Below are 25,601 nucleotides of genomic sequence, written 5' to 3' on the forward strand. Positions count from 1 at the left end.
AAGGAGGCCCATGGCGCTCGGCGACCGGCTCACCGCGGTCGCGGTGCTCGGTGGGCTGCGGCAGCGGTCGTGGTCGGTACTGATCGTGGCCGCGTTCCTCGTGCTGGCCGCGGCGGGGTCGGCCGGGCCGATGTTCGCCGAGGCCTCCGACAACGCCGCGTTCCAGGTGCAGCGCGACGCCATCCCGGCGACCGCCCGGCAGAACGACGCGGCCGTGGTGCGGGTGTCGGCCGACATCGGGCCCCGCAGCATCGACCAGAAGCCGGTCCTGGCCGATCTCGGGTCGGTGCCGGGGCTGACCGAGCCCGACCTGACCGGCGGTTCGCTCGGCGCCGAGCTGGCCGCACCCCAGTTCTGGGGGTTCTGGGCCGGAGCGGGCGGCCGGCTGGAACGGGGGCGGCTCTTCGCGGTCGAGTCGCCGGAGTCCGAGTTGGTGGTGGTCGACGCGGCGGGCGGGGAAGGGCTGTGGCTGCCGCAACCGTTGGCCGCCGCACTCGCCGTCAAGCCCGGGGACCAGCTTCAGCTCACCCTTCGCCAGGGTGCCCGAGGCAAGCCCAATACGACCCCGACGACCGTACGGGGAATCTATGCCGTCGATGCCGGTGGGCGTCTTCCGGCCGACCTGCCGGACCGCCGGAAGTGGGCTTTGCGCAGCGGGGACACGCCGGGCGACACCGAGTTCGAGACCCTGCCGGCGCACCTGTTGATCGGTGACGTCGCGACGGTCGAACGGCTCGCGGCGGCAGTGGATGATCGCATCTTCTGGTCGGTGGAGTCGGCGCTGGACCCGGGCGCGACGCTGGCCGAGGCGCGACGCACTGCCAGCGACGTCGAACTGCTGCGCCAACGCTACGCACAGAACCAGCCCGCCCTCGAAGACAGTCCGGCCGCGCTGCGCTTCGCGACGGGCATCGGCCGCATCGTCGCAACGGCCCAGGCCACCACCGATGCCGTACGCCACCGCACGCAGCCCGTCGAATGGGCGGCCGTCGCGGTCGGCCTCGCCTCGGTGGCCGCCGTCGGCCTGCTGTCAGCGCGGCGCCGTTCGCGAGAACTGCGCCACGCCGTCGCCGTGGGGCTGTCGCCGCTGCGCGTGGGTGGCTTGTGGCTGCTCGAATTCCTGCTGCCGGCCGTCATCGGGGCCGCGCTGGGCTGGCTCGTCGCCTGGCAGCTCGTGACCCGTCTCGGACCGCCGGGGACGATCGAGGAGTCGCTCTCCACCTCCGCGTCCGGAGCGGTCGTCGCGGCGCTGGCCGGCCTGCTCGCGGTCGCCGTGATCGGCACCGCAGCGACGGCGAGGCTTGTGCGACCCGCGACGCCCACCACCACTCGGCGGCTGCTGCCGTGGGGTTCGATGCTGGTGATCGCCGCGTTGATCGCCGCCGCGAGCCTGATCGGAGCGGGCGGCCCGGCCGGAGGCATCGACCTGCTCGTGCCGCTGCTGGTTCTCGCCGCCGTGGGCGCGGTCGCCGGGTGGTTGCCCGGCCTGCTCGCGGGCGGCCGGATGTCGTCCTCGCCCGTGTTGTGGCTGGCCCGGCGACGTCTCGGATCGGGCGGCACGGAGCGGCGGCTGACCGTCGTCGTGGTCACCGCCGGCCTGGGGATGCTGCTGTTCGCGCTCTCCGCCGTGCAGACGACCGCGATGTCGGCCGACGACCGTGTCGCTGTGGCCGCGGGCGCGGAGGGTGTCGGCGTACTCGAAGGATCGTGGCAGCTCGACGACGCCGCGGTGCTCGTCCCGCCCGAGGACCCGTTCCGGCCGTACACCGACCAGCCCGTGCCCGGCGTACGCGTGCCGCCTTTGCCCTCGGGAAACACGGTCGTGTGGCGGACCGACGTGCGCACGCTGCTCGACGACGATCAGAAGGATCTGCTGGTCATCGACCCGTCGTCGTTCGCTTCCGTCGCGATGTGGGGCCGTGGCCCCGATCTGGCCGCGGCGCGCCGGGCCGTAGCGGACCTGACCGCCGAACCGGCCGACGATGGGGGCCGGCCACGGGTGATCGCGGTGGGTGACCCCGCCTCGGAGGGCGTCGACACGATCCGTATGCAGGTCGGCTTCTCCGATCAGTACATGCAGGTCGCCGCACGGGTGCCCGCCTTCCCCGGCATGCGGGGACGACCGATGTACGTCGTCGCGGCCGACCCGGCGCTCGGCAAGCTCTCCCACGAGGACCCCCGCCTGCGCCCCCGCAACCAGCAGCGCAACCAAGTCTTCACGAACGCCTATCTGTGGAGCTCGGCCGGCTTCGACGGCGTCCAGGCCGTCCTTCTCCCGCGCGGTGTGCAACCGGAACGCGTCAACACCGCCGACACCCTGCGACAGGACGGGGCGTACGTGGCCACGAGCCGGGCGCGCGGCTATCAGGTCGCGATTGCCGGCTACCTGGCGTTGCTGGCGATCCTGACGCTGTGTGTCTATGCACAACGGACGACGGTGCTGCGCCGTCCCGCCGATCTCATGCTGGCCCGCGTCGGTCTGGGCCGTAAGCGGATCAGCCGCGCCCGAACCGTCGAGTTCGTGCTGCTCACGGCGATCGCTCTCGTGGGCGCCGGGGCCGGCGTGGCTCTGCTCGCTCCGCTGGCCGCGCGGTTGCTCGACGACCAACCACTGTTGTTGCCACGCCTCACGTTCCAGCTCTCCCCGATCGGATTGGCGATCACAGCGGCCGCGGCCGTCGTCGCGACCGTGCTGGCTTCCTTCTCGACCTCATCCACCGCGTCGGAGGAGGCGGCCTACCGTGACGACTGAACCCCTGCTCGAGGGCCGCGAACTGCTCCAGTTGTACGCCGCCCGCACCGGCCCGACCCAGGCCCTGCGCGGCGTCGACGTCACCGTGAGCAGCGGCCGGATCAGCGCCATCACCGGCCCGTCCGGCAGCGGCAAGTCAACCCTGCTCGCCGTTCTGGCCCTGCGGGAACGCCCGGCCGGCGGCGAGCTGCGCCACGGCGGCCGCCTGGTCTCCACCCTGTCCCGCCGCGAACTGCGAACCCTGCGCCGCCGCGAGATCGGCTGGGTCTCTCAACGCCCCGCCCACAGCCTGTTCCCGCAGCTCGACGCCCGTGCCCAGATCGCCCAGATGGCGTCACTTCGCGGCGTACGAGTCGACGTCGACGCGGCGCTGGCCGAGGTCGAACTGACATCCCGCGCCAACGCCCGTCCCGCGATATTGTCCGGCGGCGAACAGCAGCGCCTGGCCGTGGCCGCAGCCGCCGTAGGAGCCCCCGCCCTGCTCATAGCCGACGAGCCAACCGCAGAACTGGACGACGACTCGGCAACGCTGGTGCTACGCCTGCTGCGAGCACGGGCCACCGAGGGCAGCGCCGTCGTGCTCGCCACCCACGACGCCCGAGCCATCGACACCGCCGACACCGTGCTGCGCTTGCGGCACGGCGTGCTCTCCGGCTCCGGCCAGGACCGTACCGCAAGCCTCGACGGCCTGGGCCGCTTGCAACTCCCCGTTGAGGCGCTACCCCTCTTCCCGGACGGCCGGGTGGTAGTCACCATCGTCGACGGCCACGTGGAACTCCACCCTCCGGCATGACAGCCCAGGGCTCCCGACCCGGGTGGTCACCGGCTCGATCCCCGGGCCGGCCGGGCGATGCTTCTCCGCGTCAAGTCAAGCAAGCGCTGAGGAGCAAGTCATGGCCACGATTCACCTTCACGAGACGACCACCGCCACCCCCGAGCAGTTCCTGGCCGCGCTGACCGACTTCGGCCCCGGCCGGGCCCAGTTGTTCAGCGCCACCTCCGACGACCTCCTCCTGGTGCACGCCCGCACCGCCACGACCGCCGACGTCACCGAGGGCACCGCCGCCGCCTGGGAGCGCCTGCGGTACGACTGGTCCGACCCGACCCGAGTCGTCATGAAGACCGTCGACTCCAACCTGTGGGGCGGAGCCTCCGGCCACACCTACACGCTCACCCGAAACCCCGACGGCACCACAGCCATCGACGCCGTCGTCGTCCGCGAGGGCAAAGACTTCAAGGGCAAGCTGACCGGCTTCCTCCTCGGCACCGTCGCGAAGGGCGCCCTGGCGAAGGCCCTGGCCAACACCGTCAAGGCCGTCGAGGCCCGCCACTCACTCGTCTGAGAGGACCCCATAAAGATCGGCTCGTAACATTGATCCCATGTCCTCGATCGAAGAGCTGACCACGAGCATCCGGGCGTTCGCACACGCCCGGGAATGGGAGAGGTTCCACACGCCGAAGAACCTGGCCATGGCGTTGGCGGGCGAGGTCGGCGAACTGCTGGCCGAGTTCCAGTGGCTCACCCCGGAACAGTCAGCCGCCGTGATGGACGATCCGACAATCGGCCCCCGCGTGCGCGCGGAAATCGGCGACGTCACCATCTACCTCCTACGGCTGGCCGACGTACTCGGCCTCGACCCCATCGATGCGGCGACCGAAAAACTCGAGGACTCAGGCCGCCGCTACACGGTCGAGGCCGCCCGCGGTTCAGCCTCGAAGATCGAACATTCGCAACCGCCGCCCTCGTAGCAGCGCGATGACTGGTTCGCTACAGTCTGCGTTGTCCGTATGCGGTCCGACAGGCTTCCTGTATCTGGATATGCCTCCCATCCGCACGATCAATTCGTGCTGCCCGGGGGCAACAGTTCATGTCGACATTCCGCATCTCCGCGGCCGGTCTACTACGCCTCGCCACCGAGGGGACCTTGGCTGATCGCGTGGCCGAACAGGTCTGGATGAGCGGCAACGGCGTCAGCCCCGCTGAACGAAGGTCCTGGTCCCGTAGCCTGTCCACGCTCGCTCAGGACCTCGCTGATGCCGGCCTCGACCACGTCGAGGTTCTGGTCGAATACCAGCTCCCCCTGACGAGTCGGCGCATCGACGCAGTCCTAGCCGGTGTCCACCCCGGAACCGGCGATGACTCCTTCGTCGTTGTCGAGCTGAAACAATGGTCGTACGCCACCCGGTACGAAGACTCCGACACCCTGGTCGACGTCGAGCACGCTTCTGGACCACGAATGCACCCCGGCATTCAGGTCGGCGACTATTGCCAGTATTTGACCGACTTTCTCGGCCTTCTCACCGATCACTCCAATCAGGTGCGAGGAGTGGCCTACCTGCACAACGCCATGGATCGGGACGTCGCCGAGCTCTTCGAACGCCAGGCGACGGAGAAGAGCCGAATCTTCACCAAGGAAAGACGCGGCGAGTTTCTCACTTACCTGAGGGCGGCTCTCGATCCCGACCGGCCGGGCGCGCAGGCCGCTGACCGTTTCCTGAAAAGTTCGGTCCGGCCCAGTCGTCACCTCTTGACGTACGCGGCTCGCGAGCTGAAGGAACGCTCGCACTTCACGTTGCTGGACGAACAGCGCGTGGCGTACGAACTGGTCTTGCACGCAGTGGAACGGTCCCGCGCCGCGGACCACAAGAGTGTCGTGGTGGTGTCGGGCGGACCCGGCAGCGGCAAGAGCGTCATCGCTTTGAGCCTGCTCGGCGAACTGGCCCGGCAGGGTCGGACCGCGCTGCACGCCACCGGCTCGAAATCGTTCACCCAGACGTTGCGCCGGTACGCGGGCAAAGGCTCGACCCGGCTGCGGAGTCTGTTCCTCTACTTCAACAGCTTCATGACCGCCGACCGCAACGGCATCGACGTACTCATCTGCGACGAGGCACACCGGATTCGTGAGACGTCGGTCAATCGGTTCACCCGAGCCGCACAGCGAAGCGGGGCCCGTTCACAACTTGAGGAACTGCTCTCCGCGGCCCGCGTTCCCGTCTTTTTGCTCGACGAGCACCAGGTCGTGAAGCCCGGCGAACTCGGCAACGTCGACATCATCACCTCGTACGCGAAGAGTCTGAACCTTGAGGTCAGTCTGGTCTCGCTTCACGACCAGTTCCGCTGCGGCGGCAGTGAGGCCTACGAGCAGTGGGTCCTCGACCTTCTCGGTCTCGACAACGGCGAACCGACAGAATGGTCCGGCGATGGCCGTTTCGATCTGCGGGTGGCCGAAACCCCCGAGGAGCTGGAAGCCTTCCTCGCCGCCAAGCAAGCCATCGGTCAGAACGCGCGAATGACCGCCGGCTACTGCTGGCCCTGGAGTGATCCCCGAAACGACGGCACGCTGGTCAACGACGTCGAGGTAGGCCGCTGGTCAAGGCCCTGGAACGTCAAGAGCGATCGCAGCGTCGGTGATGCACCGGGCAGCCCTTTCTGGGCGACCGACCCCAACGGTTTCGGCCAGGTCGGCTGCGTCTACACGGCACAAGGATTCGAGTACGAGTGGTCCGGCGTCATCGTCGGTCCCGACCTAATCGCACGCGACGGCCGCCTCGTCACCAACCGCGACGCATTCAAGGATCCCGCCTTCCGAAGTCGCAAAACCGTGAGCGACGCCGAAGCGGACCAGCTGATCCGCAACACGTACAAGGTCCTCATGACCCGCGGGATGCGAGGCACCATCGTCTATTCGACCGACGCCGAGACCCGCGCACTCCTGTCCAAACTCGTTCGCGTAGACCAGAGCCCGGACGTGGTCTACCAGTGACCTTCCGTTGACGACATGGCCGCCGTAGCGTGAGCCCCAGAATGAGCCCGACGGCCCGGATCCGCGCGACGTCCTACATCACACGAACGACCCCGTGGGGTCCGCAGCTTCTCGTCTTCGACTACTCATCGCGGCCCGAAGCCGGCACTCATCTCCCCGGTAGCGGCGTCGAGCCCGGCGAGCGCCCCGACGCCGCCGCGATCCGCGAGGCCGTCGAGGAAACCGGCATCATCGGCGATCTCGACCTGCCGCGGTGAGTTGACCGGTGTCAAGGTTCAACCCGGCACCGAGTTCCGCGTGGACCACCGCAGGCAGCGCGGGATGGACCCGCGTTGCGGCGGACCGGCTGATCGTGGCGACGTCGGTTCCGGTGGTGGAGCGTTTCGCGTTTCGGGCGAGGCGTTCCGCATCACCGGGGCTGAGCCGGTCCAGCGTGGAGAGGAACGCCCACTGATCCTCGTACGGTTCGAGCGTGCCGAGATCGAGGAACGTGGTAAGGCCTTCTTCACGGCGGCGGCGGCCGTACAGCGGCGCGGCGATGAGGTTCCCGAACCCGCCGTCGGGCAGGACGTCTTGATTGGGAAACAGCCGGTCGTACGACCGTAGGTCCATCGACCCGCGCAGCACCATCGCCTCGTGCAACAACGCGGTACCGACAGCTCGCGCCGTCGCCGCAGGAAGCACCTCAGTGAAGAAGATCCATACATGGGCCCCACGGCCCGACTGGGAGATCTCTAGCGCGGCGGGCACAGCACTGGCCCACGCCGCCTTGACGTAGGCGAGCGCGTCGAGCATCGCCGTCGCACCGTCGAAGTCGGCGACGACGAACTGACGTGTGTTCCTGGGTAACAGTGGGTAGAGGCCCATGAACACATCACCGACGAGGTGGGCGGCGACGACTTGCGGCGTACGGGGAAGATGGATGGCGCTGCGCCGATCCATGCCCTTGCGCCAGCCGCCGGCGACGGCCGGCGACCACCCGGATGCACCCGTACGAGTGTTTTCCCAGCGGACGGCGTATACATCGGTACGGGCCCGGAACCGGTCGGCGAACAAGGCCAGCTTGTCCGCCACCGGCGAGGACATGGTGACCATCCCCGGCGCGGAGACCGGAGCGGATAGCTGCTGCTCCGGAGACGGGGCAGTGTCCTGACCACGCAGTTCCAGCAGCCGCGACAACCTGGCGTTCTCGGCCTGCAGGCGCTGTACCTCCCGGCGCAGGTCGGCGTGTTCAGCCGTCGCGTCCACCGGTTCATTCTGGCGTATCGGGCTTAGAACCTGCGACGACAGGCCGCTATTCTCCGCCGATGGCATCAAAGCGGGACGCGGCGCTCGAGGCGATGATCGAAGAAGCCACGGTTGACGCGTACAACGACGACGAACAGCTCACCGGACTGTTCACCATGCTCGAAGATCACCTGGTCGTGCCGTTCACCACCACCGCGCTCGGCGTGGAGGTCACTGTAAAGAGACTCGACCTCACTGACGACACCATCGTCGCCGTCTGCGCCCGAGGCCGCGACCGGCAGCGGATCGACCTACTCGACCTGCCACTACCCACCCCACCACCGGACGGCTCAGTATGGATCGATGCCTACCGGTATTGGGCCGGACGGTAGACCACGGTGGGTGAATACCAGTACCACTCCTGTCACGCCTGCCCAACCCCTGGAACGGCAAGGAGGCCGAAAGGTCGCTGGCTCCATGCGCCGGTTTGTCAGGGTTCGAGTTGCTGGGCCAACGACTTCGCAGGAGTCGCCGAGGGTCATTGAACGAACGCTGACGGTGTGCGCGGCCTCGCTAGCATGCGAGGAATGTTCGGGGACGACACGCTCGACAGTGCGCTGGAGCGGATTGACGATTGGGAGCGGTCCATAGCCGACCGCGCCGAGCAAGCGCGTGCTTTGGCGCTGCGGGCATCGGATCTGTCAGCGACCGCGCGGAGCCGCGACGGACTGGTTGAGGTGACCGTCGGCGCGGAGGGCCAACTCATCCGACTGCGTCTTGACGAGCGGACTCGTCAGCAGCCCTCGGCGGCGACCGCGGAATCCATCATGGAGACCCTGCAAGCGGCCAAGGATCACCTGCTCAGACAGTTCGAGGAAGCCACGGCCGAGACGGTCGGCCCGGACAGCGAGACCGGCCGAGCCCTGACCGAGGCGCTGCGCTGGCGGCTCGGGCCGCCCACCGAACCAACCGGCGGGCACCGGTGAGCGGGCCGGCGTTCCAGGTTGACTCGGCCGCCCTCACCGCGCACGCCGGCACGGTCGACTCCATCGGTGACGGGCTCACCACGGCAGCCGACGCCGGACACACAGTCCAGACCGACACCGGCGCCTACGGGCAGTTGTGCCAGTTCGTGCCGGCCCTTCTCAACCAGCTCCAGCAGGCGATGGTTGACGGCATGGCCACGGCGGCCACCTCGGCGCACGAGACCGCCGACGCGTTGCGGTCGGTCGCCGCCGCGTACGACAGCGCAGACCACGCCACCGCCGACAGGCTGCGGAATACCCGATGAGCCCCCTCCGGCCACCGCTCGTCGCCGTCGCCGACCCCGGCACGTCCAACGATCCGTGGGCCGGAATCTGGATCGCCGAGGATATCGACACGATACTCGACGGCGTCCGAAGCGGCAGTTGGATCGACGGCACACTCGGCGCCGTCTCGGCGGGACTCGACACCCTGGCCTTCGTCTCCGATCCGATCGGCGGCCTCCTGCAATACGGCGTCGCCTGGATGCTCGAGCACGTCAAGCCCCTGACCGAAGCGTTGGACTGGCTGGCCGGCGATCCCGGGCAGATCTCCGCCCACGCGCAGACGTGGCGCAACATCTCCGCCACCTCGCACGATCAGGCGGCAGACCTCGATCGTGCGGTGCGCGGGGATACCACCGAGTGGGTCGGTGGCGCCGCCGACGCGTACCGAACCTGGTCCGGCCAGCAACGCGACGCCGTCGGCGCCCTGGCCACCGCCGCCGAGACGATGGCCGCGATCACCGAAGGCGCCGGAACGCTGGTCGCCGCCGTGCGGATGATGGTCCGCGACGCCATCGCCGTCCTCGCATCCCGACTGATCTCGTACGCCGCCGAAGAACTCTTCACGCTCGGCCTGGCCACACCTGTGGTCGTCGCGCAGGTCAGCACCCTGTGCGCGTCCTGGGCCGCCCGGATCGCCGGCTGGCTACGCGGACTCGTGCACAGCCTTGAGCGTCTGCGCGGGCTGGCCGGGCGGATGGGCGACGCGATCGAAGCCATCAAGAAACTCCTCACCCGCCTCCGCAGCCGAGGCGACGGTCTCACCACACCGTCCGGGGCACCAGACCCGGGCCGCAAGCCGCGCGGGGACCGCACCAAGGCACATCCGACGAAACTCAAATCTAAGCCGCTGCGCCGAGAAAACGAATCAGCCGACGTTCTGGCCCAGAATGGTTACGACATCCAGCAGAACCCGCCGACGAAACCCAACGGCAAGAACCCCGACTACCTCATCGAGGGCGAATACTTCGACAACTACGCGCCACAAACTGACAATCTCGACAATATCCGTACGAAGCTCAGCAATAAAGTGTCAGAAGACCAGGCTGATCGTCTCGTACTGAACCTGGACGACACCTCGCGTTCCATGGCGGACATCGCCGACATGCTGCGCCGCAAACCGATCGCCGACCTCAAACAGATCCTCGTGGTCCAGGACGGTACGGTCGTTCGGTTCTTTCCTTTTGAAGGGTGATGAGAGTGGCCCTCGAGTACGACTGGTCCGGTGACGCGGAGGTAGACACTGCCGCGCTACGGACCTTCATCGCGACCGCGACCGGTGGTCAGCAGGCCCCGGACGGCACTGTCTTCCTGGACGGCATGTACGTCACGGCCAGCGCAGACTCCGAAGACGACGTCAACGAGGCGATGCGACTCTTCGGATTCGAGGACCGGTTCTGGGCCACGTTCCGGTTCGCGAACCTCGCGGACGAGGCGACCAGCGACCACAACACGGCGCTGATGGTGCACGTGCTCATAGCCTTCGCCCAAACCCACGGCGGCAGCGGAGTGTTGCTACACAACGGCGAAAGGGCAGTCCTGCAATACGGAAAAGACGGCATCGTCTTCGACGCCGAGTGGGAGGACTGGACCGAGAACGCTGAAGTGGCCCCGCTGCTCACCCAATTCGCCAGCCGAACGCTTCCGCAACCCCTGCTGTAGCGGGTTGAGCCTCGATCCAGGCACGGAGTCGTCCTCCGACCCGCTGGAGCGTGAGGTCACCCGAGAGGGACGAGACGGTCCTACCGGATGCCGATGCCGGAAGCCGTCACGCCCGGCCGAAGTTCGTCGACGCGTCCGCCCTATAGACGATCTTTTCGTCCGACTCCGCGAAGCCCATCTCCCGGTAGAAGGCTCGCGCCCCTTCGTTGGACGCGTCGGTCATCCACTCCAGGCGACTACAACCGGACCTGGAGGCGGCAATGTCTTGCAAGGCCCTCACTAGCGAAGCGCCTACCCCCTCCCGGCGCACATGCCCGGCCACGTAGAGCTCTTTGAGGAACAAGGAGTGGGTCGAACCCGCGGCCGGCCAAAGGTACGAGTACGCAGCAAGACCGACCATGATGCCTTCGTCATCGATGGCCACCAGCGCATACGCCAGTGGTGGATCCGAGAAGAGAGCCTCGGACACGTTTGCCACCCGCTCTTCGAACGGTTCGATGTGCGAAGCGCCATAGTAGGTCTCGACGTCCTCGATGAGCTGGGCGAGCGGCTTGACGTCATCGGTGACGGCCGGCCGGATGCTGAATTCCACTTGTCGCAATCCCTTCAGAAAGATGTCTGCTGCGGCGGCTATTTCCGCCGTAGTCCGACCTCCCAGCCGGCCGCGTCGAGGTGACGCTGCACGTGGCCGATCAGGTAGGTGAGGTCGGCGCAGTACACAGATGGGTTCCGGTATCCGTTCGACGACCTGAAACGGTGTGGGAGGTAACCGCCGCCGCAAACCTCGACGAGAGAGCAGCGCCGGCACTCTTCGCTCAGGCTCTCGAGACCACCGTCGCGAAGAACGATGCTGGGGTGGTCGAGTACTTCGTCGAGCGAGTTCCGGAATACGTCGAGGCCCAGCTTCGACTGCCCGTCCGCGGTTGCTCGGAGCGTGTCCGTGGATTCGAACGTCCCGTCCGACTCGATGACGGCGATCCGGGAGGGGGCGAGGCCCAGCGACTCGACGGATCCCTTGACGCCGCAGGATAGCGCCATAATGTCTTCCGCGAAGCGGACCACGTGCTGGTGGTCGTGACCGACCCAGGCGTCGAAGACGCGGCTCAGCCATACGCCGTACTCCGGCATCGTGGGGACGAAGCGAACCGGAGGCTGGTCGTGGGTGGCGTGCGGGATATTGAAGTCGATGACGTCTGGCTCGAAGGACGCCAGGTAGTCGTGAACGGCGACCGGTTCGTTCCTCAGATCGACCACCGCGAGCAAGCCCCGAAAGACTGCGGGGCGGCTCTTCAGCAATCTGATGCCGCGTTCCACCGCGCGGGTCGTCGAGGCGCCTCGCTTGTCCAGCCGGTGCCGGTCGTTCATGAGTCCGGGGCCGTCCAGACTCACGCTGATCTCGACGTCGAACGCCTCGAACAGGTCGAGCCATTCTGGACTAACGAGCGTGGCGTTCGTCTGCAGCTCGAACCTGATCGCCGAGACCTCTGCGAGAGCTTCTCTGAGTACGAGGAGGAGGTCGCGCGTGAACTCCACTCCGGCCAGCAGCGGCTCGCCACCGTGCAGGACGATGTCGATGGAGTCGATGCCGTGGGTCCGCGCGTGCTCGGCTATCCGCTCGGCCGCACGCCGGGCGGTCGCCGGCGACAATCGCGGAGGGAGAGTCCGCCATGACTGATCAACTGAGTTGAAGACGTAGCAGTAGTCGCAGTCGATATTGCATCGGTTGACGACCTTAAGGATGAAGGTCGAGAAGGCCCGCAAGTCGCCAGCCGCTTCTACCTGGCCGGGATCGACGCCGAGTGAGTCGAGGAGACCTCGTCCGGCGCAGCCCGTTCGGCGCGCAGTCGTGCCCGGATGCGCGCGCTGGACTGCTGGAGGACGGTCTTGTCGCGCTCGGGGGAGCCGATCTGCTCCGGCGTCGAATCAGGGGTTGTCGAGTTCAGCACCGACATTCTCCTTCGTCACACCAACCAAAAAGATTCACGCTGCGCCATGGTGCGCTTACGCTAACGCGAGGCACCAGCAGGGGTCCATGCCCCAGGTGTGCCACGAGTGCCCGCCGACTCATCGCTCCGATTCCAGGACCTCGATGAGCGCTGAAACCTCGCCGGACTCGCGCGCGCCGAGCCGTCGAAACGTGGACTGCGCCCGCCGTAGTAGCTCCAGCCCTTCGTCGCGCTCGCCTGTCACAAGCATGCATCGTGCGAGCCCACGCTGCGCCCGGGCCTCCTCCAGCGGGCAGGAGATCTGCGCCGAGATCTCCACCGCCGCGCGGAAGTACGGCTCGGCTTGTGCCGGTCCCGCGACCTCCATGAGTGCCCAACCCGAATTGTTCTGCGCTTCGCACTCCCCGCTGCGATCGCCGAGCGTGCTGAACAGTTCGGCGGCCCGACCGAAGTCCGTCACGGCCGAGGGCGGGCCGACGATCAGCCCCTGTTCGATGAGTGCGTACGCCTGACCACTGCGGTTGCCGAGCTCGTCGTAGATCGTCTGCGCCGACCGGCACAGCCCGCGAGCCGCCTCCCGGTCACCGGCGAGCCGCTTCACGGCGGCGAGGTGTCGTAGGCTGTTGGCCTCTCCGAAGCGGTCGCCGACCTCGCGATAGATCTCGAGTGCCCGGGTGAATGCCGCCAACGCTTCATCGTCGCGCATGGCGAGCCGGTGGACCGAGCCGATCTCGTTCAACGCGTACGCCTGATGGACCTCGTCACCGAGCAGCACGTACAGCTCGTACGCCTCGGCGTGAAGTTGCGTCGCGGTGCTGTATTCGCCCCGAATGCCGTGGATGATTCCCAGGTCGCGCAGAGAGTTCGCCTGGCCATAGAGGTCCCCGAGTTCCCGGTACAGCTCCAGCGCGGCACCCTGGGCCTCGGCGGCGTCCCGGTACTGGCTCATCTGCCGACGACACATTCCGAGGTCGGCCAGCGCGTTGGCCTGCCCCGGCTTGTCTTCCAGCCGGCGGCAGATATCGAGCGCTTCGAGCTGCGCGTCGGCAGCAGCGCGGTAGTCGGAAATTAGGTACCCGACGATCCCCACCTGGTTGAGCGCCGCAGCGCGACCCGCATCGTCGCCGACCTCGCGGCACAGATCAACCGCCTGATTCAACGCCTCCGACGCGGTCGGGTAGTCGGCCATGAGCCGGCTGACCACACCGAGGTTGGCAAGTGCGCCCGCCTCAGCCTCGCGGTCGCCCAGACCTCGAGCCAACTCGGCCGCGGTCCGGTAGAGCTGCGCCGCCTGGTCCCACGGCCCGGCGTGGCGAAGGAACGGCCCCATCGCCGCCGCGAGTCGCACTGCGCCCAGCGGGTCGCCGTGCGCCTGCGCGTGCTGAATGGTGTTGAGGACGTTGGCTCGTTCGGCGGTCAACCAGTCGAGTGCCTCCGCTCGGTTGCGCAGCGCCGGCATCGTGTCGTCGCGCTCTTCGACCTCGGCCGTCGCCGCAACACGGTCGATCAGGTGGTTCGCGTTTTCCAGCGCGGCCGAGTAGTACGCGACCAAACGGTCTATGGCCATCGTCCGTTCCTCGCCTTCTACAACTTCCGCAAGTTCATGGGCATAGTCGCGCAAAAGATCATGCAGGCGATAACGATCGGGGCTGACCTCGTCCAAAAGGTGATCCTCGTAGAGTTCGGCGAGGCGGCGGCGCACGTCTTCCGCAGCCGCACCAGTGAGCGCTGCCACGGCGAAGTGATCGATATCCGCACCGGGGAAGACGCCCAAATACCGGAAAAGATGCTGTAGGTCGGCGGTCAACGCTTGGAACGAGACGTCGAAGGCCGACTTCACGGCACGAGAACCGGCCCGCATCTCGCCCAGGCGGCTCTGCGCCGCCCGCAGACGCTTCAGGAGTTGCTCGGCGGTCCATACCGGATGATTGCGCCACTGCGTCGCCAGCAGCGATATCGCGAGCGGAAGTCTGCCGCATAGCGCAACAATCTCGCGCACGGTGGCGTCCGATGGCGGCTCTCGACGACGGGACAGCTTGAGGAACAGAGACGCCGCGTCCTTCTCCGGCAACTCGCCGAGTGGGACGCTGTCGCCATCCGGAATGGCCAGGCGGCGCCGACTGGTGATCACCACGAGCGAGCTGCCGTCGCCAGGCAGCAAGGGTTCGACCTGGCTGTAACTCTCGGCGTTGTCGAGGATCATCAGCATCCGCCGACCGGCGAGCCGATCGCGCCAGAGTGCGGCGCGGGCCTGGGTGACGGCGTACCCGTCAGTGCCGGTCGGCAGCCGTTGAGCGTTGACGCCGTCGGCCAAAAGGAGGGCCGCCAGGGCGTCGCACGGATCGACCGGTCGCAGCCCCGCTGTATGCCCGTTCAAGTTCAGGAAGACCTGACCGCCATCGAACTGACCCGCCAACGCGTGACCGGCATGGATCGCGAAGGCCGTCTTGCCAGTGCCGGGCATGCCGTCGATCGCCAGAATCGGGATGACCTCGCTGCTCCGCAACGCCTGGTTCACCTCATCGCGCAGGGCCTTGAGCTCGGCGCCTCGGTTGGTGAAGCTCGCGATGTCGCGAGGAAGTGCCTTGAACACCTTCACCGTGTCGGGAGCGCCGCCCGGAGTCGGCGCGTCTGCCAAGGCCGGCTCGGGCCCAGCGGACTGTTCGGCAAGGATGGCGCCAACGACGGCGAGAACAACCGCGACGGCCGCAATCCCGCCGAACCAACCCCACGGGTTCGCTTGTAGCGGCGCCAACCAGCCGGGCCATCGTTGCTCAGACGACGCCACGTTGGTGACCAACCCGACCAAAAGCGTCACGAGCGAGACCACCACCGCCGAGATAACCACAACGGCGATGCGCCGGGCCTTCATGAGAGAGATCCTAGAACGTCGATGTGTTGGGCACCACATGACGCCAAGACCGATGAGGTCGTACTCACGAAGGGTGAGGGCATGTCCAGTTAGGCTGGGGTCGTGGGTGAGGTCTCTGAAGGCGTTAACGCCAAGCGGCAGGAGCCGGTATCCCTGCCGCCGGTGGGCTACCTTCCGTACGGTGATCGGAAGCCGTATGTCCTGGCCGACACGCTCACCGCGCTGAACGGGCCGACCCGTGGCGTGATCACACTGCCGCACCACCTCGACTGGTCCGGCCACCCCGAATATGACCTGAACCGGCCCGAGTGCCTGGAAAGCCTGTACAAGGTGGTGCTCACCGAGGCCGCCACCCTCGAGGACTTGCACATGTGGCTCTCGGGTGACGTGCTTCTCCGGCTCTGGCCCACGCTCTGGCTGCCGCCGCGGCTCCGGCGGCGTTGGGAAGAACGTTTCCCGGAACTAGCTGCTACCCGCACGAACGCCGCGTAGCAGCTGGTGGATCCCTTTCACGAACGGCTCGCTCGTACGGGGCTTGCGGCCGCTCTGGGACGGCGAAGCCCTCCCGAGACGGGCTCGGTTACCAGCGAAAGGGCTGACAGTGATCAATAGCTATACAGGGTGCGGGCCATGACCGCCTCGATCGGAATTTGGGCGCAGGGAGACACCACCGGCGAATCGGTGCTCTACCGGTGGGAAGCCGACGACCACCAAACCGGCTTCGTGACGTTCGAGGTTCCATCGGGTCGGTTCAGGCCCGCGGACGACCGCAGCCAGCCGATCGGGGACCTGTTGTTCGATCCCGCTGAAGGCGAGCCGGCCGGCACTGCCGCTGGCGTCAACCGGACGCTGTTCATCCAGGTGGTCGTGGCCATTCGCAAGGCCTACCGGTGGGCCGGCGCAGCTCCGACAACCGCCCACGCCTACTACTACTGACGCCCACCTAGCGAGTCGTTCGTGCGGGAACGAACAGTATCTGGGCGACAACGAAGGACACGCTGGCCATTCCTGCCGGACTGCGGTCGGTTCAGGAGTCCGGGCGCTGGACGAGTTGCAGGAACGCTTCGAGCTCACGGTCCGGCCGGACATGACGGCGGTAGAGCGGACTACACGGTGTCTCCGCCAGTCTCATGCCCAGGTCGGCCAGGCTTCTGCCGGGGTCGACGTGCCGGTAGACGTCGGCGAGGTAGCCGAACTCGTTCATGATCCCGACGACGCTGCGGTTCGCGGTAGGCCCGAACCGGCAGTCCCGCATCTGCCTCAACTCGTCGTCGCCGACGGCCGTCGGCGCTTGGTGGGTGGCCAGGGCGGCGGCGATCTCCGGCCCGATACGGGCCGGCACGGTGGCGCCCGGAGCCAGCGGCATCAACACCGGCAACACAGTCTCCTCGTTGACCAGCAGGATCAACTGCTGGGGCCGCCACGGCAGCAGGGTCGCGTACCACTCACCCAGCAGAGTGGTCGACGCTTCACCGTCATACGGCGTCGCCCGCCCGAGCCGCTGGCGTAGCTTCTTGGTCGCCCGGACAATCAACACCAGACCAATCCTGCCCGACGATTGTTGACCGCAGTGGCTGGGCCGGTCCCGTCAGGGGGTGGAGCAAGACGGCAGCGGTCGGTGGCGGCACGGCAGAGTTATACGTTCCATCTGGCTGTCAGGGCGGTCCAGACCGCTCGGCTCGCGACTTCAGACGCCAGCGCCGGGTCGGCGAAGCTGATCACGTCTTCGACAACCTGCGCGAAGCGCTCAGGGATCTTGGCGGCGTCTGGTCCGAGGCGGCGCCTGTAGGCGCTGTAGGCGCCGGCACGGACGACGCCGTAGTCGCCGATAACGTCGGCGAGCGGCCGAAGGGTGACTTCGCGATGCTTGGAGGTCGCCGCCAGAGCAGTAAGTAGGTCTGCCGCAGTGATGTCGAGGCGGCGGGTGAGCGTCCAGATGTCGGCGTAGTCGCGGACACGGCTGTTGCCGGCGCCGAGCTCGACGGCGGTGCAGAGCTTCTCCGCCAGGACGACCGGTAGCGGGTACCCCAGGACGCTCAGGCGCGGATGATTCGTGAGCAGGGTTGGGTAGTCGACAATGGCGGGTGGCGGGGCAACCGGGTCGCCGGTGCTGATGTCCAGGCGCAGCTTCACGAGAGCTCCCGAGACGGTCGCGTCCATAGCGATGCGAACTCCGCCGTAGAGGTCGCCATCCCGGATGGTGCTGGCCTTAGCGGTCTCGGTGCGGAACTCCACGCCATCCTCGACCGGCGCGGGCAGTACGGCGATCTCGACAACCCGCCGAAGGACCGAAGCCTCGTCGAGGTTCAGGTTGCGGGCGAGGAAGTCGGCGTCGACGGTCGCGCGGCGGGCATCCCAAGCGGCCAGCAGCATTCCGCCCTTGAGGACGAACCGATCCGCGTACCCGCTGACCTCGAGGCGGGCGAGAAACCGTTCCAGAACGTAGATGACCATCAACGTCTGGGTTTGGCGGCCCTGACGGCGGGCCAGATTCTGCAAGTCCAGATATGCTCGGCCGCCTGCGTCGGCACGGGTGGGACGGGTCACGACATCCCCTTCATGACGCGGCCAGCACGTCGACCACGGCCCGAACCGGCCCGAGCACATCCAGTGCCTTTGCGTACGTCATGAGATCGGCAACCCGGGCATCACGCCGGGCCAGGTAGCGACGCACGGCCACGTGCGCGACCGAATCCCCGAGCTTGTGCCGCATGTGCATCAAGTCGACGACGGTCCGGCCAGGCGAGTAGATCCTCGCCCACTCCCCCGGCGCCACCTCGACTGATTCCAGACCCAACTCGAACGTCAGCGGGTTCCATACGAACACCTCAACCGGTGGATAGTCGATCTTCGGCGGCCAGGTCCGGCGCGGTATGGCGATCTGCACCGCCATCGGGATCTCGTCGGTCAGGTCGTGAACCGCCGCCGCGGACAGCAGACACACCACTGCCCGCGGAGCCCGCAGCGAGACTGCCAGCAGGTCCGGGTACGCCGCCGCCGGCGCGTCAGCCCGACGAAACACCCCCCGGGACAGTTCGACGAGTTCCCCGTCGTCTCGGGCGGCGTACAGGTCGCGTGGGTGCACACCCGCTGCCCGCGCCTGCCCCGTTGTAAAGGTCAACGGAAGCCCTGGCAACCCCGTCATGGATAAAAGACTAGACTTCTCGCCTGTTAATGACAAGGTATCTATCCAGGGATGCCTGCTCACCCCCCAGGCCTGGCTTCGACTGTCGTGCCCTTGCCGACCCGCCGACGAAGCACTAGACTAGATGTCATTAGTCTACCCCCTGAGCGTACGGAACTGCCGGAGCGTCTGACAGGCGCCCGAGTCGGTGACTGGGGCGCCTAAGCACGTTGGTGGAAGACCTTGCCGGGAGTGGAGAGCTGGTCGGCACAGTCGGAGCAGGGCAATCACGGGGATGACCTTGGAGAGGCGGTTCGGAGTGCCCGACAGAGCTGGACTGATCTTCGTCATCGCTGGGGTTGCCGTTGCCGCCGTCACCGCGATGATCCTTCGGCGCAGAACCGAGCGGCGGGAAGCCGCCGCTCAGTTGCGGGCGAAACAACTGTCCGTCGAGGTGATGCGCTCCTCCGAAGAACTGCGGGCCGGCGCCGTCGCACCATCGGCAGGCGACGCCCCTTCCTTGGCTCGATTGGTCGAACACGACCCGCGGTACCGCGCCGCCGTCCGCGGGCTTCGGGCGGGCGCCTCCTCCGCGCAGGTGACGGCCGCCTTGTCAGAGTTGGAACAGGCGCGACAGCAAGTGCTGGTCGCCGTCGTGGCTCGCGACGCAGACCTTCTCCAAAGCGCGGTGCATAGCTTGGACGAGGCGGTCGAGAATTTCGGGACGGCATCGTCGGTCATCGTGCGACTGGCGTAGCAGACGGCGGGCTCGCGCCAAAATCGGCTGGTCAGCCGGGGTTCGCGTGGCGCCGGTACATCTCTACCGCGTCGGTGCTGCTCGCTTGCCAGAACGCGTTGAAGACCCCTTCGAACGCGTGACAGCCCGTCAGTGCCGGTCGGCGGGCACAGCCAGACGGAGGACTCGGTGACGCAGGGCTTCATCGATTGGGCGAGTCTCACCGAGGTGGCGAACGGCTACGCCGGTCCCATGCGCGATACCTACCGCTGGTCAGCGGTGTCGAGCATCCAAGCCACCTGCGGCATCGTCCACGGCCGACAGTTTCGGGTCCTGCCGAGCCCAGGTAGCAGACGCCTGGCCACGAAGGGACCCCACGACGTTCTGCGGACGGCGGTCACCGACCTCGTCGACAGCGCGCAACTGCCGGCCAACACCGTGGACCGGACAGCGGCCGAGGTCAGCTACTGGGCGCAGGACAACACAACCCGACTCCGCGAGATCGTCGACACCTGCTTGTCGAACCCCGACGAGCTGTACGGGCCGCGGTGCGGGTTTGACCAATGGCTGACCACAGCGCTCGGAGCCAACCGAGAGGCAACGACGTTGCGGGTCGGCGGCTTGTTCGACCTCAACCTGCGTACGCCGTTGTCCGCGGTCCTTGAAGTCAGCGACCAAGAGCTGGTACGGGCCTGGGAACACTCTTCCGAGGCGGCTACGCTCGGCACCGACAGCGACTTGTACGGGCTGGTAAGCCGGGCCCATGTGCTGTCCATCCTGCTTCGCGGCCGTTACCACGATCTCGTCGCACGCAGCGCGGGCATCCAGGTCATGCACCACCCGGTCCGGAGTCCAATGCTTCCGAAGCTCACGGAGGTGCACGTTCCGCCGGTCCCGTACGAACTGACCAACAGCGAACGTTTCATGGCCCAACTCCTCTGGGCCAGCGGCTTCGCCGAACGAGACGCCGACCGGCGAATCCGACTCTGGGCAGACAACGTCCGCCTGGTACGCACCGCAGTCCTGGCGGAAGCGATCGATCTTCCCCATCGAACGAGCGAGACCCGAGCCCTCGACACCGCCGTCGACGCCGCCCGCAGCGCTGGAGTCCGGACGCACTCCCGACTGGTCGACGACGCCATCGATCTACTTCTTGCGGCCGGCATCGGCGTACTCACCAGCTTCGTGGTCAACGGGTGGCCCGACATGCTCACGACCCTCGCCTCCTACGTCGGGTCGCGCAAAGAGCAAATCGGTACTCGAGTCGCCAAGCAGGCCCTCGACAGCAACCGCCGCCTGAAACACCTGGCCGAGACGCCCGGCCGAGTCACCGGACGATTCGCGCCCACTGGCGAACCCGGAACGGCAGACGGCGACGCATGATCGGGGCTCGCGGCGTGCTCGCTATGGAGGGGACGCGCCCGTGCTGGGGTAGTTGACCGAGGCCCACGATCTGGACAGTTGGGTCACTCAGGGGTCCAGATCCGCGCCGAAGGATCCCAGACACCAGTCGCTTTTGCATCCACCGGAACGTAGGCTCGGTCATCGGCGTGTTCCCGTGCCGGTGAGTACCTGGGCGAACTCGCCCGGGTCGGTGTGGCCGTAGACGACCGCGTAGGGCGCGACGATGGCGGTGAACGCCTCATCGCGGAGCAGGCCCAACGCGAGAGCATCTTGTACGACCTGAGCCACCGCGGACTCGTCCTCGCCGTCGGAGAGCAGATCATCAATGATCGCCGGCACGGTGCGCGCCGGAAGCCCATCCCAGATCTCCCAGCTGTCCGGGGCGAGCTGTGACCGGACGCGAAGTTTGATGTCGTTGCGTCGTGGTCGCAGTCGGGTGGTGGCGTAGAAGTCGTGCTCGTACGGAATCAGATCACCTAGCCCGCGCAGGTGTGCGGCACTGCGGTGGCTGATGACGACGTTCGGGGCGGCAGTGCGTTCATGCCACAACTGGGCGCCGCCCAGTTGAAGCCAGGCCGCGCGTAGCGGGTCGAGGTCGGGGTTTTGCGGCGCACCCGTGAGCCGATACACCCGCGCGGCCCGATCGGCGATGGCCAGCGTGCCGTCATCGACGAGTCGGTTCAGGTCTTGACGGGATACCCCGAGCCGGCGGGCTTGCCCTGCGGTGATCATGCCCCACTGCTCGCTGGTCACGGGGCTGATCGCAGCCAGCGCAGTGCGTCTCGACATGGAGCAATCGTAACAATAGTGCGACGAACGCTCCAGCATGCCGTCCGGCCTGACGAATCCGGACTCAGATGAATCGCGTCCTGCCGCGACGCGGGAGACGCTGCATGGTCACCGCCGCAGTGGCGAGCGGGAAGCCCTCACCCAGCCGGGAGAGCATTCCCGGCTCCGCATGGTCCCAGCCTGACGAACCCGAAGGCGAGAAGTGCGAGGTCAGTTTGCGGCCGGAGGAGAAACCTGCCGAAGAGTGCCGTCGACGACCGTGGTTTCGGTCTTGCGGGCGGCCACGCGGTTCCAGCGGCCGACTCTTGCTTGCAAGTGTTCGGTGTTCGGTATTGACCGAACACCGAACGATTGAGACGATAGCCTGCATGGAGACGGAGGCGCTGGTCGTTGACGCTCTCGCTCAGCTGGGGCTGGACGCCCATATCCCTGAAGGCGCATCCGATGCTGGTGTCGACCTGATTCTTGACACTGGCGGAGTGCGTTTGGCGCTTCAGGTGAAGCGGCGTGCCCTTGTGACTGACTCCGTCGCGGAACAGGCACTCCGTACGCTTGCACCACATGCCGAGGCGTTACTGATCGTCGCCGACCGGGTGACCGAGACGGCTCGCAAGATTCTGACTACGCGACAGGCCGGCTATTACGATCTGCGCGGTCGGCTTGCGCTGCGAGCCGACGGCGTCGTGATCGATGCCGAGGTTGCGCCGCTCCGAGAACGCTCTGGGCGGACGAGCCCGTTGAGCGGGAAGGTTGGGCTGGAGATCGCGGCCAATCTCTTGATGCGGCCTCAACGGGAAACCGCGGTGCGTGACCTGGCGCGCCAACTTGGCCGCTCGGCCAGTACGGTCTCCGAAGTTCTTTCCGCGCTTCGCCGCGAGGGGATGGTAGACGCCAAAAATGCAGTTACGGATTCCCGCTTGTTCTGGCTCGTCGCCGATCGCTGGGCAACCCCGCGTACGTATCTCGCTCAGCTGCCACCACCAGGTGATGCAGCCCTGAGCCAGGCACTGCGTCTCGGCGTGGTGGATGTCGAGCATGAAACCGGCTGGGCGCTGACGGACTCCGCTGCAGCGGCCGCATACGGTGCACCGGTGGCGTTCCGATCCGGGCAGGCACTCGACTTCTACGTACCTGATCAGACGGTTCAGCGTCGCGCGGCGACTCTGCTCGGCGCTGCCAGCACGCCGGCGCAAGCTCGAGCGACCGTCAGAATCGCCCCGGCGCCCGCCGTTGTGCAGAGTCGTGTCCACCTCGATGCGAACCCTATGGAGTGGCCGCTGGCGCACCCGCTGTTCGTCGCGCTCGACCTGGCCCAGGACGTCGGCCGTGGTCGAGAGATCCTTGACAATTGGACACCGGGCGAAGGGTGGAGTCGTGTCTGGTAACCGCGTCACCTTCATCGGTGACGCGATGGCCACCGTCGTGCAGGGAGTGATCGAGGTCCGAACACTGCTCGGGCAACCACCGGTGGTCGTCGGAGGCGTTGCCGTCTTGTCTCGGCTGTCGAATCCGTATCGCGCCACAGTTGACCTCGATGTGGTCGATCGACTCCTCGGCGAGGTACCTCACCTCGAGTTGCTGCGCGCTGCTGACGGCGCCGAGCCGGTCCAGCCCGCGGCTGTCCTGCTTTCCACTCCCTACGGCAGGGTGAAGGTCGATGTCCTCGAGGTACGTCAGGTCGAGCTCGACATGCCGAGCGACGATCCCGGCGATCGCTTGCACGCGTCGGCTCACGCGTGGGCCAACGACACCGCGACCGACATTTCGCTCGAAGTCATCCGAACCAATGGCGATCACTTCGAAGTGACCACGCCCGTAGCCGAGCCGGGTCCGTTGGGCTATGAAGCTTCAGGCAGTCATGAACCGGTCTGTCGGCAAGCAGGGAACGGACCTGCTCGACATCACCAGACTCACTCTGGACCCGGCTACCAGACCAGTCGCGCTCGACCAGATCAGCCATGTTGATCCGTCGATTGCCGGCGACATCGCGCTTCACGTAGATCTTTGGTTTGTCCGCCGTCGCGATCAGGCGCTGCGTTGGATCAACTCCGTCGGCGGCGACGACATCGCACCAGACGATGTCGAACTAGTCTCCGAACTTCTTCTGGCGGCCTCAGTCCGTCGTTGACCCCTTGTCCTTGACCGGCAGTAGCAATAACCATCCACCCGGCTCGGCTCCTCGCTGATGCCGCCGAGAGCTCCGATCACTACCGCCGGGGCGAGAAGCCACGCGCCGGGGTGCCTCGTGCGTGAGGCGCCCCGGCGACGCTGCCGCAGGAGGCGCACCCCGCGGTACCGGTGGCACGAACCATCGCGTGACTCCCCCGAACATCAAGTCGACCACCAAAGGTGTTTTCCCAGCTCGGAAGACACCACGAGTGCTCCGGACGTGCTCAGCGAGCGAATAGCACCCCAGATCAGCGCTAGGCACCCGAAGTCACCGCCGGGCACACCGAGCCGCATGTGCCCGAGATTTGCTCCGCATGTCCTCCGACCAGCGGCAAAACCGCCGTCGGCGCATCCGATGGCACCGTTTGGCACTCCACGGGCCGCCCGGGCACCCGCGAGTATCGCCTGGTCGGTACCATATGGGCCGCAGGCCCTCGTAGCTCAGGGGATAGAGCATCGGTTTCCTAAACCGTGTGTCGTAGGTTCGATTCCTACCGGGGGCACCAATCAGCACAAATCACCCCTCAGGTGACCTGACAAGGCGCCGGAGGATGGGTCGACCGATGGCTACGGCCAGGCACGTGGCCGCCAGCAGGGTCAGCAGCGCCAGGGTCGGGTTGATCCAGGGCGCGACCAGGTCATGGTCGGCGTTGCATCTGTTGTGCAGGGGGAAGAACCGGGACGGCTCGCGCCAGTGGGTGGCGCGGTAGGCCTCGTCGTAGGTGGCGCCGACCGCGTGGCAGGACTCCTTCGGGTCTGTGGATGAGCCTGAGAAGATTCCGATGAACCACGTCGCCGCGGCGCCGAGGGTGCAGAGTGCGGCCGCGGCGATGAGCCGGCCAGAGGTTCGCATGTCAGCCGAACGTGTACGGGGTCAGGTAGTCCGGCACGAGGATGCGGCTTCGGGGAGCGAACGCCCGTGCCGCGGTGACGAACTTGTCCAGCCGGAGACGGTCGCCGGGGGTCACCGCGGGTGGGTTGGTCAGGGTCGTCTCGAAGTTGTCCCAGTGGACGGGGACGATGGTGGCGGGTCGGTTCAGGGCGGTCAGCAGGCGGGGGACGTAGTCGTGGGTTGCGTCGGTGTTGGGGACCGCGAGCATGGCCACGTCAGGGTTCAGGCCGGTCAGGTTGCGTTCGACGAAATCGCTGGCGCCCATGAAGAAGACTGACGGGCCACCGGCGACGGTCAGTTGGTAGGCGAGGGTGTCGCCCTCGGGCAGGTCGGCGATTGTTGCGGGCGGTGCGGGCTGCGCCAGCCGTACGCCGGGGAAGGCCATCGAATAGTTCGGGTTGCGGCTGTGCAGGGCGGCGACCGCCTCGACGGTGTAGGCGCCGAAGTCGAGCACCTCGCCGCCTTTCAGCGGGGACAGCTGCGATGTCGGCAGGCCGAAGGCGAGCCCGAGGTGATAGGCCGTCAGGGTGCCGAACACGCGGGCTTCTGACCGCAGAGCGATGTGGGGTACGTCGTTGTAGTGGTCCCAGTGGGTGTGGGTCACGAGGATCGTCTGCGGGCTTCCGGCGTGCTTGCTCACTGTGTCCCCGTCGACCGAGAGCTTGGTGGCCGGGTTGAGTTTCCCGTCGAAAAGTCCTGTGTAGAAGCGACTCAGGAAGGGGTCGATAAGAACGGTGGACCCGCCGATGTCCATACGCCAGCCGGACGTGCCCAGCCAGCGGAACGAGGCCGCAGCACCGCGGCCGGCAGACGCGGGAGACGAGCGGGAAACGGCGGAGGCGGGCACAGCGCCGGCAGCGACGAGAGCGGCCCCGGCCGCCGTACCAAGGAATCCGCGCCGGCCAACAGAGGTTTGCGTCATGCCGGGCAGCCAATCAACGCCCACCAGCCCCGGTC

The 25,601-nt window shown here is 67.0% G+C and carries 28 protein-coding genes, 1 tRNA gene and 1 pseudogene; 18 read left to right on the plus strand and 12 right to left on the minus strand.

Annotated features, from left to right (window positions below; all coding sequences use genetic code 11):
- The first annotated feature begins 10 nt into the window (after positions 1 to 10).
- The 6 genes from EER30_RS47870 (at position 11) to EER30_RS49885 (ending at position 6,773) form a co-directional block, all read left to right on the plus strand.
- On the plus strand, positions 11 to 2,752 hold the full coding sequence (locus EER30_RS47870; RefSeq protein WP_205650146.1) for an ABC transporter permease family protein: 2,742 nt from the start codon (positions 11 to 13) through the stop codon (positions 2,750 to 2,752).
- The gene (locus EER30_RS09185) at positions 2,742 to 3,545 is read left to right on the plus strand and encodes an ATP-binding cassette domain-containing protein (RefSeq protein ID WP_205650147.1); all 804 of its coding nucleotides are present in this window, start codon (positions 2,742 to 2,744) and stop codon (positions 3,543 to 3,545) included. Before EER30_RS47870 ends, EER30_RS09185 begins: the two co-directional genes overlap by 11 nt.
- Positions 3,546 to 3,645: 100 nt before the next feature.
- Positions 3,646 to 4,095 carry a hypothetical protein gene (locus EER30_RS09190; RefSeq protein ID WP_127499901.1) on the plus strand — a complete coding sequence of 150 codons (450 nt, stop codon included), beginning with the start codon at positions 3,646 to 3,648 and terminating at the stop codon, positions 4,093 to 4,095.
- A 37-nt stretch (positions 4,096 to 4,132) separates the two neighbouring features.
- A complete protein-coding gene (locus tag EER30_RS09195) occupies positions 4,133 to 4,501 on the plus strand; it encodes a nucleotide pyrophosphohydrolase (protein ID WP_127499902.1) in 369 nt (122 codons plus the stop codon).
- 119 nt (positions 4,502 to 4,620) lie between these two features.
- Positions 4,621 to 6,516, plus strand: a complete 1,896-nt coding sequence (locus EER30_RS09200; protein ID WP_127499903.1) for a DUF2075 domain-containing protein — start codon at positions 4,621 to 4,623, stop codon at positions 6,514 to 6,516.
- Between the two features lie 41 nt (positions 6,517 to 6,557).
- Positions 6,558 to 6,773, plus strand: coding sequence for an NUDIX domain-containing protein (locus tag EER30_RS49885; RefSeq protein WP_127499904.1), 216 nt, complete (start codon positions 6,558 to 6,560; stop codon positions 6,771 to 6,773).
- Here the strand turns inward: EER30_RS49885 and EER30_RS09210 are convergent.
- Positions 6,745 to 7,764: a TOTE conflict system archaeo-eukaryotic primase domain-containing protein gene (locus EER30_RS09210; RefSeq protein WP_240669902.1), complete on the minus strand. Its 1,020-nt coding sequence runs from the start codon at positions 7,762 to 7,764 to the stop codon at positions 6,745 to 6,747. The two genes, EER30_RS49885 and EER30_RS09210, sit on opposite strands and share 29 nt — an antisense overlap.
- A gap of 59 nt (positions 7,765 to 7,823) precedes the next feature.
- Between EER30_RS09210 and EER30_RS09215 the strand changes: the two genes are divergently transcribed.
- From EER30_RS09215 to EER30_RS09235, 5 genes are all read left to right on the plus strand, one after another.
- The gene (locus EER30_RS09215) at positions 7,824 to 8,135 is read left to right on the plus strand and encodes a calcium-binding protein (protein ID WP_127499905.1); all 312 of its coding nucleotides are present in this window, start codon (positions 7,824 to 7,826) and stop codon (positions 8,133 to 8,135) included.
- Positions 8,136 to 8,330: 195 nt separating this feature from the next.
- Positions 8,331 to 8,729, plus strand: a complete 399-nt coding sequence (locus EER30_RS09220; RefSeq protein ID WP_240669903.1) for a YbaB/EbfC family nucleoid-associated protein — start codon at positions 8,331 to 8,333, stop codon at positions 8,727 to 8,729.
- The gene (locus tag EER30_RS09225) at positions 8,726 to 9,034 is read left to right on the plus strand and encodes a type VII secretion target (protein WP_164842264.1); all 309 of its coding nucleotides are present in this window, start codon (positions 8,726 to 8,728) and stop codon (positions 9,032 to 9,034) included. The genes EER30_RS09220 and EER30_RS09225 overlap by 4 nt, the downstream gene beginning before the upstream one ends.
- Before the next feature lie 218 nt (positions 9,035 to 9,252).
- Positions 9,253 to 10,245 carry a CdiA C-terminal domain-containing protein gene (locus tag EER30_RS09230; RefSeq protein ID WP_240669904.1) on the plus strand — a complete coding sequence of 331 codons (993 nt, stop codon included), beginning with the start codon at positions 9,253 to 9,255 and terminating at the stop codon, positions 10,243 to 10,245.
- Between the two features lie 5 nt (positions 10,246 to 10,250).
- On the plus strand, positions 10,251 to 10,712 hold the full coding sequence (locus EER30_RS09235) for a SitI3 family protein (RefSeq protein ID WP_127499908.1): 462 nt from the start codon (positions 10,251 to 10,253) through the stop codon (positions 10,710 to 10,712).
- A 106-nt stretch (positions 10,713 to 10,818) separates the two neighbouring features.
- Here the strand turns inward: EER30_RS09235 and EER30_RS09240 are convergent, their stop codons facing one another.
- The 4 genes from EER30_RS09240 to EER30_RS09250 all read right to left on the minus strand — a co-directional run bounded on the left by EER30_RS09240 (position 10,819) and on the right by EER30_RS09250 (position 15,530).
- The gene (locus EER30_RS09240) at positions 10,819 to 11,304 is read right to left on the minus strand and encodes a GNAT family N-acetyltransferase (RefSeq protein ID WP_127499909.1); all 486 of its coding nucleotides are present in this window, start codon (positions 11,302 to 11,304) and stop codon (positions 10,819 to 10,821) included.
- A 38-nt stretch (positions 11,305 to 11,342) separates the two neighbouring features.
- Entirely contained in the window at positions 11,343 to 12,473 is a 1,131-nt protein-coding gene (locus EER30_RS09245) for an FxsB family cyclophane-forming radical SAM/SPASM peptide maturase (RefSeq protein WP_127499910.1), read from the minus strand.
- A gap of 14 nt (positions 12,474 to 12,487) precedes the next feature.
- Complete coding sequence (locus EER30_RS46965) at positions 12,488 to 12,658, minus strand: hypothetical protein (RefSeq protein WP_164842266.1); 171 nt, start codon at positions 12,656 to 12,658, stop codon at positions 12,488 to 12,490.
- A gap of 118 nt (positions 12,659 to 12,776) precedes the next feature.
- Positions 12,777 to 15,530 carry an ATP-binding protein gene (locus EER30_RS09250; protein WP_164842267.1) on the minus strand — a complete coding sequence of 918 codons (2,754 nt, stop codon included), beginning with the start codon at positions 15,528 to 15,530 and terminating at the stop codon, positions 12,777 to 12,779.
- Between the two features lie 102 nt (positions 15,531 to 15,632).
- Between EER30_RS09250 and EER30_RS09255 the strand changes: the two genes are divergently transcribed.
- Positions 15,633 to 16,022 carry a hypothetical protein gene (locus tag EER30_RS09255; RefSeq protein WP_240669905.1) on the plus strand — a complete coding sequence of 130 codons (390 nt, stop codon included), beginning with the start codon at positions 15,633 to 15,635 and terminating at the stop codon, positions 16,020 to 16,022.
- Positions 16,023 to 16,160: 138 nt separating this feature from the next.
- Entirely contained in the window at positions 16,161 to 16,466 is a 306-nt protein-coding gene (locus EER30_RS09260) for a hypothetical protein (protein WP_127499912.1), read from the plus strand.
- Positions 16,467 to 16,557: 91 nt separating this feature from the next.
- Here the strand turns inward: EER30_RS09260 and EER30_RS09265 are convergent, their stop codons facing one another.
- The 4 genes and pseudogenes from EER30_RS09265 to EER30_RS49890 all read right to left on the minus strand — a co-directional run.
- Entirely contained in the window at positions 16,558 to 17,067 is a 510-nt protein-coding gene (locus EER30_RS09265; RefSeq protein ID WP_127499913.1) for a DUF6933 domain-containing protein, read from the minus strand.
- A 98-nt stretch (positions 17,068 to 17,165) separates the two neighbouring features.
- Entirely contained in the window at positions 17,166 to 18,077 is a 912-nt protein-coding gene (locus tag EER30_RS09270) for a nucleotidyl transferase AbiEii/AbiGii toxin family protein (protein WP_127499914.1), read from the minus strand.
- A gap of 10 nt (positions 18,078 to 18,087) precedes the next feature.
- Positions 18,088 to 18,552: a type IV toxin-antitoxin system AbiEi family antitoxin domain-containing protein gene (locus EER30_RS09275; protein ID WP_240669906.1), complete on the minus strand. Its 465-nt coding sequence runs from the start codon at positions 18,550 to 18,552 to the stop codon at positions 18,088 to 18,090.
- Positions 18,553 to 18,675, minus strand: a pseudogene (locus tag EER30_RS49890) (type IV toxin-antitoxin system AbiEi family antitoxin domain-containing protein); the annotation flags it as partial.
- 298 nt (positions 18,676 to 18,973) lie between these two features.
- Here EER30_RS49890 and EER30_RS09280 point away from each other — a divergent pair.
- Positions 18,974 to 19,411, plus strand: a complete 438-nt coding sequence (locus EER30_RS09280; protein WP_127499916.1) for a hypothetical protein — start codon at positions 18,974 to 18,976, stop codon at positions 19,409 to 19,411.
- A 132-nt stretch (positions 19,412 to 19,543) separates the two neighbouring features.
- Complete coding sequence (locus EER30_RS09285) at positions 19,544 to 20,773, plus strand: hypothetical protein (protein ID WP_127499917.1); 1,230 nt, start codon at positions 19,544 to 19,546, stop codon at positions 20,771 to 20,773.
- A 159-nt stretch (positions 20,774 to 20,932) separates the two neighbouring features.
- Here EER30_RS09285 and EER30_RS09290 read toward each other — a convergent pair whose 3' ends face one another.
- Positions 20,933 to 21,583: a type IV toxin-antitoxin system AbiEi family antitoxin domain-containing protein gene (locus EER30_RS09290; RefSeq protein ID WP_127499918.1), complete on the minus strand. Its 651-nt coding sequence runs from the start codon at positions 21,581 to 21,583 to the stop codon at positions 20,933 to 20,935.
- Positions 21,584 to 21,951: 368 nt separating this feature from the next.
- On the opposite strand from EER30_RS09290, the gene EER30_RS09295 reads away from it, so the two are divergent.
- From EER30_RS09295 to EER30_RS09305, 3 genes are all read left to right on the plus strand, one after another.
- Positions 21,952 to 22,968 carry an ArsR family transcriptional regulator gene (locus EER30_RS09295; RefSeq protein ID WP_127499919.1) on the plus strand — a complete coding sequence of 339 codons (1,017 nt, stop codon included), beginning with the start codon at positions 21,952 to 21,954 and terminating at the stop codon, positions 22,966 to 22,968.
- Entirely contained in the window at positions 22,958 to 23,548 is a 591-nt protein-coding gene (locus tag EER30_RS09300) for a hypothetical protein (RefSeq protein WP_205650148.1), read from the plus strand. The genes EER30_RS09295 and EER30_RS09300 overlap by 11 nt, the downstream gene beginning before the upstream one ends.
- 634 nt (positions 23,549 to 24,182) lie before the next feature.
- Positions 24,183 to 24,258, plus strand: a tRNA-Arg gene (locus EER30_RS09305).
- Positions 24,259 to 24,269: 11 nt separating this feature from the next.
- Here EER30_RS09305 and EER30_RS09310 read toward each other — a convergent pair.
- Positions 24,270 to 24,605, minus strand: coding sequence for a hypothetical protein (locus EER30_RS09310; RefSeq protein WP_127499920.1), 336 nt, complete (start codon positions 24,603 to 24,605; stop codon positions 24,270 to 24,272).
- 1 nt (position 24,606) lies between these two features.
- Complete coding sequence (locus tag EER30_RS09315) at positions 24,607 to 25,566, minus strand: MBL fold metallo-hydrolase (RefSeq protein WP_127499921.1); 960 nt, start codon at positions 25,564 to 25,566, stop codon at positions 24,607 to 24,609.
- Positions 25,567 to 25,601 lie beyond the last annotated feature (35 nt).

Source organism: Actinoplanes solisilvae (assembly GCF_003999975.1).
GTDB classification, from domain to species: Bacteria; Actinomycetota; Actinomycetes; order Mycobacteriales; family Micromonosporaceae; genus Actinoplanes; species Actinoplanes solisilvae.

Excerpts from the sequence above, each read along its gene's own strand:
- EER30_RS09260 (WP_127499912.1), top strand. The coding sequence starts at position 16,161 with ATGACCGCCTCGATCGGAATTTGGGCGCAGGGAGACACCACCGGCGAA.
- EER30_RS09215 (WP_127499905.1), top strand. The coding sequence starts at position 7,824 with ATGGCATCAAAGCGGGACGCGGCGCTCGAGGCGATGATCGAAGAAGCC.
- EER30_RS09310 (WP_127499920.1), bottom strand. The coding sequence starts at position 24,605 with ATGCGAACCTCTGGCCGGCTCATCGCCGCGGCCGCACTCTGCACCCTC.
- EER30_RS09195 (WP_127499902.1), top strand. The coding sequence starts at position 4,133 with ATGTCCTCGATCGAAGAGCTGACCACGAGCATCCGGGCGTTCGCACAC.
- EER30_RS09295 (WP_127499919.1), top strand. The coding sequence starts at position 21,952 with ATGGAGACGGAGGCGCTGGTCGTTGACGCTCTCGCTCAGCTGGGGCTG.
- EER30_RS09230 (WP_240669904.1), top strand. The coding sequence starts at position 9,253 with ATGCTCGAGCACGTCAAGCCCCTGACCGAAGCGTTGGACTGGCTGGCC.
- EER30_RS09200 (WP_127499903.1), top strand. The coding sequence starts at position 4,621 with ATGTCGACATTCCGCATCTCCGCGGCCGGTCTACTACGCCTCGCCACC.
- EER30_RS49885 (WP_127499904.1), top strand. The coding sequence starts at position 6,558 with ATGAGCCCGACGGCCCGGATCCGCGCGACGTCCTACATCACACGAACG.
- EER30_RS09315 (WP_127499921.1), bottom strand. The coding sequence starts at position 25,566 with ATGACGCAAACCTCTGTTGGCCGGCGCGGATTCCTTGGTACGGCGGCC.
- EER30_RS09290 (WP_127499918.1), bottom strand. The coding sequence starts at position 21,583 with ATGTCGAGACGCACTGCGCTGGCTGCGATCAGCCCCGTGACCAGCGAG.
- EER30_RS09190 (WP_127499901.1), top strand. The coding sequence starts at position 3,646 with ATGGCCACGATTCACCTTCACGAGACGACCACCGCCACCCCCGAGCAG.
- EER30_RS47870 (WP_205650146.1), top strand. The coding sequence starts at position 11 with ATGGCGCTCGGCGACCGGCTCACCGCGGTCGCGGTGCTCGGTGGGCTG.
- EER30_RS09220 (WP_240669903.1), top strand. The coding sequence starts at position 8,331 with ATGTTCGGGGACGACACGCTCGACAGTGCGCTGGAGCGGATTGACGAT.
- EER30_RS09250 (WP_164842267.1), bottom strand. The coding sequence starts at position 15,530 with ATGAAGGCCCGGCGCATCGCCGTTGTGGTTATCTCGGCGGTGGTGGTC.